Below are 8,019 nucleotides of genomic sequence, written 5' to 3'. Positions count from 1 at the left end.
CCACCATCTGTGCGGGATCGACGTCGATATAGTCGACATCACTGCCGGCAATCCACACCACGTCGTCACGGAATCGTGCCATCACACGATCTTCTGCGAATTTACCGTTTTCGACTGGCGTATCAGCCGGAGCTACGTGCACTTCCGCTTCTTCATCGGCGCGCATCCAGTGCACTTCGTCCGTCAGTTTTCCATTTTTCACACACCGGTACGGCGTGACCAGGAACCCGTAATCGTCTACTTTTGAGAAAATACTCAAACTGGAAATCAGACCAATGTTGGTTCCTTCAGGAGTTTCAATCGGACAAATACGCCCATAGTGAGAAATATGCACATCGCGTACTTCGAAGCCGGCACGTTTCCGATTCAAACCGCCAGGGCCCAGTGCACTCAAGCGGCGTTCGTGCGTCAACATCGACAGCGGATTCGTCTGGTCAACCACCTGTGATAATTCACTGCGGCCGAAGAAGAAATCAATCGCCGCCGAAACACTTTTCGGATTGATCAACGTTCGCGGAGACATCTCTTCCACGTCTTTTTGAGTCATGCGTTCCTGTACGGTTCGACGCAGCTTGAGAAATCCTTTACGAATTTCATCCGATGCCAGTTCGTCAATTGTACGCAGCCGTCTGTTACCGAGATTGTCGATATCGTCAACATATGCAGAAGATTCACCCACCCGTAAACGTACCAGATAACGGATCGAATTAATAAAATCTTCCGGACGCAACGTCATCTCGGTATCAGGCACATCCTGTTTGAATTTGCGATTGATTCTGAATCGCCCGACACGTCCCAGTCGATAACGATTGACATCAAAGAATTTTTCTTTGAACAAATCAATGGCGCGTTCCAACTGAGGAGGATTTCCCGGACGCAAGCGCGAATAAATTCTCAACAATGCTTCTTCATGGGTCGAAGTTGGATCTTCTGCAATACTCTGCAGCACAAGTACGTCAGCGACTTCGTTGACAACTTCGATTTTTTTCAAACCGGTATCACAGATTTCTTCAATCATCTCTTCTGTAATTGTTCCACAACAATCCAGAATAATTTCGCCGCATTTTTCATGACCGGGTGGGTAGATAATATCTTCAGCGACCACTTTTCCGACCAGCTTCTCAGCAGCAGCCCCTGCGGCAATTTTTTCTGATTTGGTCTCGTAAAACATTTTGACCAGATCGGTGTCCGAGGAATACTCTTTGGACATGGCCCGCAAGAGTGTCATTGCTGAAAATTTACCGCTCTGGTCAATCCGTACGCCGAGTGTGTCTTTTTTGCCGACAACCAGCTCGATCCAGCTGCCCCGTTCCGGAATCACGCGGCAAGAATATTCTTTCTTCTCACCGGGTTCGGAACTGAGTACAAAATCCACGCCGGGAGAACGATGCAACTGACTTACAATACAACGTTCTGCACCATTGATGATGAATTCGCCGCCGCCAATCATGACGGGCAAATCACCCAGGTAAACTTCCTCTTCGATGGGCTGCTCTTTAACTAAACGCAGCCAGACTCGAAAAGGGCGACCGTATGTCATGCGCAACTGACGACATTCGGTGGGAGTGTAACGAGGTTTGCCCAGTTCGTACTTGACGTACTCTAACTGGTACTGCCCCTGATAACTTTCGATGGGAAATATTTCTCGCAATATTTCCTCAAGCCCCTGGTTTTTACGTTCGCGTGGCGATTTGTCTGCCTGAAGAAATTTTGCATACGACGATGTCTGAATTTGCGTCAGGTCAGACAATTCAAAACTGTGTTCAATCTTACCAAAGTTTTTGACAGAATGAGTGGGAATCGTTCGCTGTGCTGGAATCGGCATTAAGATGATCTTTTCTACTTACCTGGTGCCAGATGTGGAAATGCTCTGCGCAAGCACTGATTCAAACCTGACAGAGCACAAACCAAGAATAGCGAGGAACAGCAGCGCGTACCTCGAGAGAATACAGCCCCAAATGCTGCATGAAAAGCGAATCGCTCGATTAATTTAAAGCCTGATAAATCGCTCAATACTACTTTGCTATTCAAAAGAGAGTGCAATGAGTCGATTGCTTAGACCAAATGGGACTGACACGATGACTGATCGAAGCAGATAAACTTACAGAAACAAACATTAAGCAGTTCATACAACCGAGATATATGTTCCTGCACGCAGAATTTCAAGGCACGAAAAACCGGCTAAGGCGTAATCATGCCGAACCGGAACCAGTGCCTATTCTAGACTGCGTCACAGAACACTTCAATTGTGCAAGGAAAAAAAACCGGCCATGAGCATATTTACAGCACAATGGCGCCCTGTGCCAAAACGATTTTCAGCACAGGTTAACCCGGACGGCTTTTTTCTCAAACCACTTATTTCAGTTCAGCAGTACCGCCTGCTGCTTCAATCTCTTTAACCAGAGCTGCTCCATCTTCTTTCGAGACGCCCTGCTTAAGTGGCTTGGGAGCCCCTTCAACCAGATCTTTTGCTTCTTTCAGACCAAGACCAGTTGCACCGCGGACCACTTTGATCACCGGGATCTTGCTATCGCCGAATCCGGTCAAAATAACATCGAACTCGGTCTGTTCTGCAGCAGCTTCACCACCACCACCACCATCTGGGGCAGCCATCATCACAGCTCCGCCAGCGGCAGCCTTAATACCGTGAACTTCGTCAAGGTAATCAGCCAATTCTCTAGCCTGGAGCAATGTCAATCCAGCAATTTTATCGCCCAGTTCTTTGGTTTCTGCACCAAATTCAGTTGTTGCTTCGGCTGTCGCCATCTTCTCTTTCCTTTCGCACGAATGCGTAAAATAAATTCTCTCAACAGTCTAAATCAAATCAACGCTGCATTGCCTTAACAGCAGTTGCTACAAATTTTAACTCTCAAACCCCAAGCCATAAATCGGAACACCGAATTATGCCTCTTCCCCTTCCGAGATTGTCTTAATCTGTCCTGCCAGCACTCCACCAGGACCCTTGATCGCCCCAGCCAGTTGTGAACCAGGTCCGAGGATCCGGGACACGATCTGGCCAATCAATTCCATTCGACCAGGACTCTTACTTAATTTTGCAACATCGTCTGAAGAAAGCGAAGTTCCTTCAGTCACTCCGCCTTTGATGTCCAACTCTTTAATATCAGACGCCCATTTCGTCATTTCTTTCGAAAGGGCAACAATATCTTCTCCGCCCCATACCAGGGTGGAAGGGCCTTTCAGAACATCGCCGATGCCTTCAATGCCAACATTGGCAAAGGCGCAACGAGCCAGTGAATTCTTCACTGTCAGAGCGGTGATCCCCTTCTCCTGCAATTTGAGACGAAAACCATTGTCAGTGATCGCATCTAACTTAGCAGAGTCCACAATGACAAAATCCCGTACTTCGCCAATCTGAGATGCAATCTCAGCGATGATCATTTCTTTTACAAATTTACTCATTAGACTTCTTTCAGCTTATTGAATGGCGAAAACAGTTGTTTTTAGCGATTTCATCCTGCAAAAAAACAGACGGAATTCACAACGTTTCAGATTGCAATGGCAATCCCGGGACCCATCGTTGAGGAAATCGCAATATTTCGCACATAGTTCCCCTTCGAAGAAGAGGGACGCAATGACTCCAAAAACTTCAACATGGCCCGAATATTCTCAACCAACTGATCTGCTTCGAATGACATCTTGCCAACCCGGCAGTGCACATTCCCGCCTGCATCAACACGAAACTCAACCTTACCGGCCTTGTATTCCTTGACGGCGTTGGCCACATCCTGAGTCACTGTTCCAGCACGAGGAGATGGCATCAAACCGCGAGGACCCAATACACGCCCCAGCGGACCAACAACGCCCATCATATCCGGCGATGCGATTGCCACATCGAAATCGAGCCAGCCCGCTTTGATTTTGTCAGCCAGATCTTTGCCGCCAACCGCATCAGCGCCGGCTGCTTCTGCCGCTTCCAGATTGGCACCTTGAGCAAACACAACGACCCGCTGTGTTTTACCAATGCCGTGAGGAAGAATAATCGACCCACGCACCAACTGGTCAGCCTGACGAGGATCAACGCCCAACCGCACAGCCAGTTCGATCGTCTGATCCATTTTGATTGGCTTGATGGCTGCTGGCAGGCCAACATCCAGTGACTTCAACACCCCTACAGCCTCTTCGAGGCTGACGGACTTGAGTCCGGCCAGTTTTTCATTGTAAAATTTCGTTCGTTTGGTCTGATTTCCCATGACACTCTATCCGAAAAACGGTTTCTAGATTAATTTGATTTCGCTCAAAACCGGCCTTAATGACCTCTGATGTTCTCTGGCGAAAAGATTACTTTTCTACCTCAAGCCCCATGCTGCGGGCGGTACCAGCAATAATCTTCACAGCCTGATCAATATTCGGGGCGTTCAGATCTTCAAACTTGGTTTTTGCAATTTCTTTCAACTGACTGACAGTCACTTTTCCCACTTTATTCCGCTTGGGATTATCAGACCCTTTTGCGATCTGAGCTGCTTGTTTTAACAGAACAGCAGCTGGCGGGCTCTTCAGGACGAATTCAAAAGAACGGTCATTATAAACACTGATCACAACCGGAATCACGGTACCGGCAAACTCCTTGGTTCGCTCGTTAAACTGTTGAACAAACTGACCAATATTGACCCCGTGAGGGCCCAAGGCAGTACCCACAGGAGGGGCGGGGGTGGCCTGACCACCGGTAATCTGCACTTTAACTTCTGTAACAAGCTGCTTAGCCATTTGACCGACTTTCAAAACACTTTATAAACATGAATCAAATTCGTTTCAGACAGACCCGAAAGATCTGTCAGACTTTCTCAATCTGCCAATACTCCAGTTCGGTAGGAGTCGGGCGACTGAATATTTCAATCAGAACAGTAACCTTGCCACTGGCTTCATCGACTGAATCGATCGTGCCTTCGAACCCTTCGAAAGTGCCATCCTTGATTTTGACAACATCACCACCCTGAAAATCTAACTTAATTTTAACCGGCGTCTCTTCTTTTGACTCTTCCCGTCCGAGCATGCGGGCAATTTCGTGCTCCTGCATCGGAATCGGCTGACCTGCCGATCCGGTAAAGTCACCCACTCCATTTGTGGATCGCACCAGATACCAGCTGTCATCATTCAGCTCAACCTGGATCATCAGATAGCCTGGATAAAGCTTACGCTCAAAAACCCGTTTTTTGCCACCCTTTGTTTCAACCACTTTTTCCGTAGGGATGATAATTTCCCCAAAGAATTCTTCAATCCCGTCTCTTTTAATGCCTCTTAACAACGCCTCACGAATCGACTTTTCCCGGTTGCTCTGCACTTTCAACACATACCACAGACGCTTTTCAGAGCTCTCTGGAACTTCGGAACCCTCCGGTAATTCAGAACCCTCTGACTTATGAGAGCTCTCCGGTTTTTCAACGCTCTCTGGAATTTCAGAGGCAAGTTCAGAATCCGAATCATTACTCATGAGACACCTTTAACGGGACCCGCCACATACGGAGACCCCAAATTTTCACTCTGATGCTGCAATAGAAGAGATTGCCAAATGCAGGAATCGCCCATAATGAGCAGGAATCATAATTTATTCAAGAAGCAGAGATCAAATTTCTCCGCAATTCACCGAAAGCCGAACCGCCACCTCAAATCTGCAGAAAATGAATCAGCCTGAAGAACCACTGCCAAATCACATCAAACGCCAGCAGCAAAAACGCCAGCAGTACCATGATCACGATTACCACAGCCGTCGAACGCCACAACTGATCCCAAGTTGCCCAGGTTACCTTGCCAACTTCTGCTTCCACAGAAATTAGAAAATCAGCAAACCGGGGAAAATTAACAACACGATACGCCAACCAGGCCGAAACGACTACGACCGCTACTGCGATCCCTTTTTGCATTCCGGCAGACATCCCCAAAGGCAAAACATTATAAAGCGAGTAGGCACCAAAGATCGCCACGGCGACCAGACCCAGTGCCGTCAATTGACGTACCAGGCGCCCCTGATTCCTTTTATATAGACCACTACTTACTAAAGTAGCGGAAAACGCTTGCTCCGTTTTGGATTTAGCCATTGGACCAATTTACTAAATAATACAAAGTACAGAGGCGAACCGTTACATCACAAACCCGTTCTTCAAACCTGAGTCCAGGAACAGGCCGTTGCCTCCAATAAATGTTTCTGCAGCATCTGCAACACACAAAAACACGGGCGGAGGGAGTCGAACCCCCAACCGCTGGATTTGGAATCCAGTGCTCTGCCAATTGAGCTACACCCGTTCAAAACACGGAACTGACCAAACGTTTTGACCACCGGAAGCAACTCAAAGATCTGACACCAGTCACAAAACCCGGCCAGCAAGACTTACTTCTTGCGAGACTCTTTATGCAAAGTGTGACGCCGCAACCTGGGACAGTACTTCATCAACGAGAGACGCTCAGCACCACGAGTCTCTTTGCTGACCCGATAATTTCGCATTCCAGTTTCAGTACATTCCAACCAAACATATTCACGTGCCATAACAGCCCTCAATGCCCCTACGGACAAACAAATACGAAAACCTGTTAAACTTAATGGTGCCCACCCCAATACAGGACGGAGTGGACACCGTTTATTTTAAAAACTGCAGAATCGGGAAACCCTACTCGACAATCTTGGTGACAATACCAGAACCAACGGTACGTCCGCCTTCGCGAATCGCGAAGCGACTTCCTTCGGACATGGCGATTGGCTTGCCAAGTTCCACTTCCACTTCCACATTATCGCCGGGCATACACATCTCTGCACCACCCCGCAACGTTGTTGTACCTGTTACGTCAGTAGTACGGAAGTAAAACTGGGGACGATAACCGTTAAAGAACGGCGTATGACGACCACCCTCTTCTTTACTGAGAACGTAAACCTGACCTTCGAACTTGGTGTGAGGAGGAATGGAACCCTTCTTGGCCAATACCTGGCCACGTTCCACATCGTCCTTCGCGATCCCACGCAACAGAATACCGACGTTATCACCGGCCTGACCTTCATTCAAGGTCTTCTGGAACATTTCCACCCCAGTACAGGTCGTTTCCTGCGTATCACGCAGACCGACAATCTCGACTTTTTCACCAACAGTGATGATGCCCTGTTCAATTCGGCCCGTCACTACCGTACCACGACCTGCGATAGAGAACACATCCTCAATCGCCATCAGGAATGGCTTGTCTGCCTGACGCTCTGGAGCAGGAATATTTTTATCCAATGCATCCATCAACGCACCAATGCAGGCGTTATAAGCTGGATCTGCAGGATGATCGAGTGCTCCCTTGGCATTACCACGTACGATCTCAATGTCGTCTCCAGGGAAACCATACTTGGTCAGAAGGTCGCGGATTTCCATCTCAACCAACTCGAGCAACTCTTCGTCGTCAACCAGGTCGCACTTGTTCAAAAAGACAACCAATGCAGGCACATCCACCTGACGAGCCAGCAGAATGTGCTCGCGAGTCTGTGGCATGGGACCATCGGCGGCTGAAACCACCAGAATCGCACCATCCATCTGAGCAGCACCCGTGATCATATTTTTGATATAGTCTGCGTGTCCTGGACAGTCGATATGAGCGTAGTGGCGTGTTTCGCTTTCGTACTCCACGTGACTTACTGCAATTGTCACAGTCTTGGTAGCGTCACGAACGGTTCCCCCCTTCGCGACATCAGCATAACTCTTCATTTTAGCAAGACCTTTTTCACTCTGCACAGCCAAAAGTGCTGTCGTCAAAGTTGTCTTACCATGGTCAATATGACCAATTGTACCTACGTTTACGTGCGGCTTTGTTCGCTCAAAGACTTCCTTAGCCATCTCTCTTTAAAACCCCTTTTTCGAGCTTGACACACAGTCAAACCCAAACAATAAGACCAACAAAACAATCAGCGAGGTACAAACAGGAGTAACCCCTCGCACGCAAGAGGCACACACCTCCTGAAAACCACATTTTACTTTTAATCAAAAAGCTGCTGATGGGATTTGAACCCATGACCTCGTCCTTACCAAGGACGCGCTC

The 8,019-nt window shown here is 48.1% G+C and carries 8 protein-coding genes, 1 tRNA gene and 1 pseudogene; all 10 read right to left on the bottom strand.

The window, feature by feature from the left end:
* Nucleotides 1-1,825, bottom strand: a pseudogene (rpoB, locus tag Q0294_RS17730) (DNA-directed RNA polymerase subunit beta); the annotation flags it as partial.
* Nucleotides 1,826-2,355: 530 nt separating this feature from the next.
* Nucleotides 2,356-2,766, bottom strand: a complete 411-nt coding sequence (rplL, locus tag Q0294_RS17725) for a 50S ribosomal protein L7/L12 (protein ID WP_299468122.1) — start codon at nucleotides 2,764-2,766, stop codon at nucleotides 2,356-2,358.
* Between the two features lie 135 nt (nucleotides 2,767-2,901).
* Nucleotides 2,902-3,420, bottom strand: coding sequence for a 50S ribosomal protein L10 (rplJ, locus tag Q0294_RS17720; protein WP_299468120.1), 519 nt, complete (start codon nucleotides 3,418-3,420; stop codon nucleotides 2,902-2,904).
* A gap of 86 nt (nucleotides 3,421-3,506) precedes the next feature.
* Nucleotides 3,507-4,211, bottom strand: a complete 705-nt coding sequence (rplA, locus tag Q0294_RS17715) for a 50S ribosomal protein L1 (RefSeq protein WP_299468118.1) — start codon at nucleotides 4,209-4,211, stop codon at nucleotides 3,507-3,509.
* 88 nt (nucleotides 4,212-4,299) lie between these two features.
* On the bottom strand, nucleotides 4,300-4,725 hold the full coding sequence (gene rplK / locus Q0294_RS17710; RefSeq protein ID WP_299468116.1) for a 50S ribosomal protein L11: 426 nt from the start codon (nucleotides 4,723-4,725) through the stop codon (nucleotides 4,300-4,302).
* A gap of 67 nt (nucleotides 4,726-4,792) precedes the next feature.
* Complete coding sequence (gene nusG, locus Q0294_RS17705; protein ID WP_299468114.1) at nucleotides 4,793-5,449, bottom strand: transcription termination/antitermination protein NusG; 657 nt, start codon at nucleotides 5,447-5,449, stop codon at nucleotides 4,793-4,795.
* Between the two features lie 172 nt (nucleotides 5,450-5,621).
* Nucleotides 5,622-6,053 (bottom strand): preprotein translocase subunit SecE, encoded by a 432-nt coding sequence (gene secE, locus Q0294_RS17700; RefSeq protein WP_299468112.1) that lies wholly within the window; start codon nucleotides 6,051-6,053, stop codon nucleotides 5,622-5,624.
* A 132-nt stretch (nucleotides 6,054-6,185) separates the two neighbouring features.
* Nucleotides 6,186-6,258 (bottom strand) — tRNA-Trp (locus tag Q0294_RS17695).
* An 85-nt stretch (nucleotides 6,259-6,343) separates the two neighbouring features.
* Nucleotides 6,344-6,499 carry a 50S ribosomal protein L33 gene (rpmG, locus tag Q0294_RS17690; RefSeq protein WP_299468110.1) on the bottom strand — a complete coding sequence of 52 codons (156 nt, stop codon included), beginning with the start codon at nucleotides 6,497-6,499 and terminating at the stop codon, nucleotides 6,344-6,346.
* A 121-nt stretch (nucleotides 6,500-6,620) separates the two neighbouring features.
* The gene (gene tuf, locus Q0294_RS17685; RefSeq protein ID WP_299468108.1) at nucleotides 6,621-7,817 is read right to left on the bottom strand and encodes an elongation factor Tu; all 1,197 of its coding nucleotides are present in this window, start codon (nucleotides 7,815-7,817) and stop codon (nucleotides 6,621-6,623) included.
* Nucleotides 7,818-8,019 lie beyond the last annotated feature (202 nt).

The sequence above is a fragment of the uncultured Gimesia sp. genome (assembly GCF_937919775.1).
In the GTDB taxonomy this organism is placed as follows: Bacteria; Planctomycetota; Planctomycetia; order Planctomycetales; family Planctomycetaceae; genus Gimesia.
Note: the sequence above shows the minus strand (reverse complement) of the source record. Positions and strands in the feature narration are given on the sequence as shown.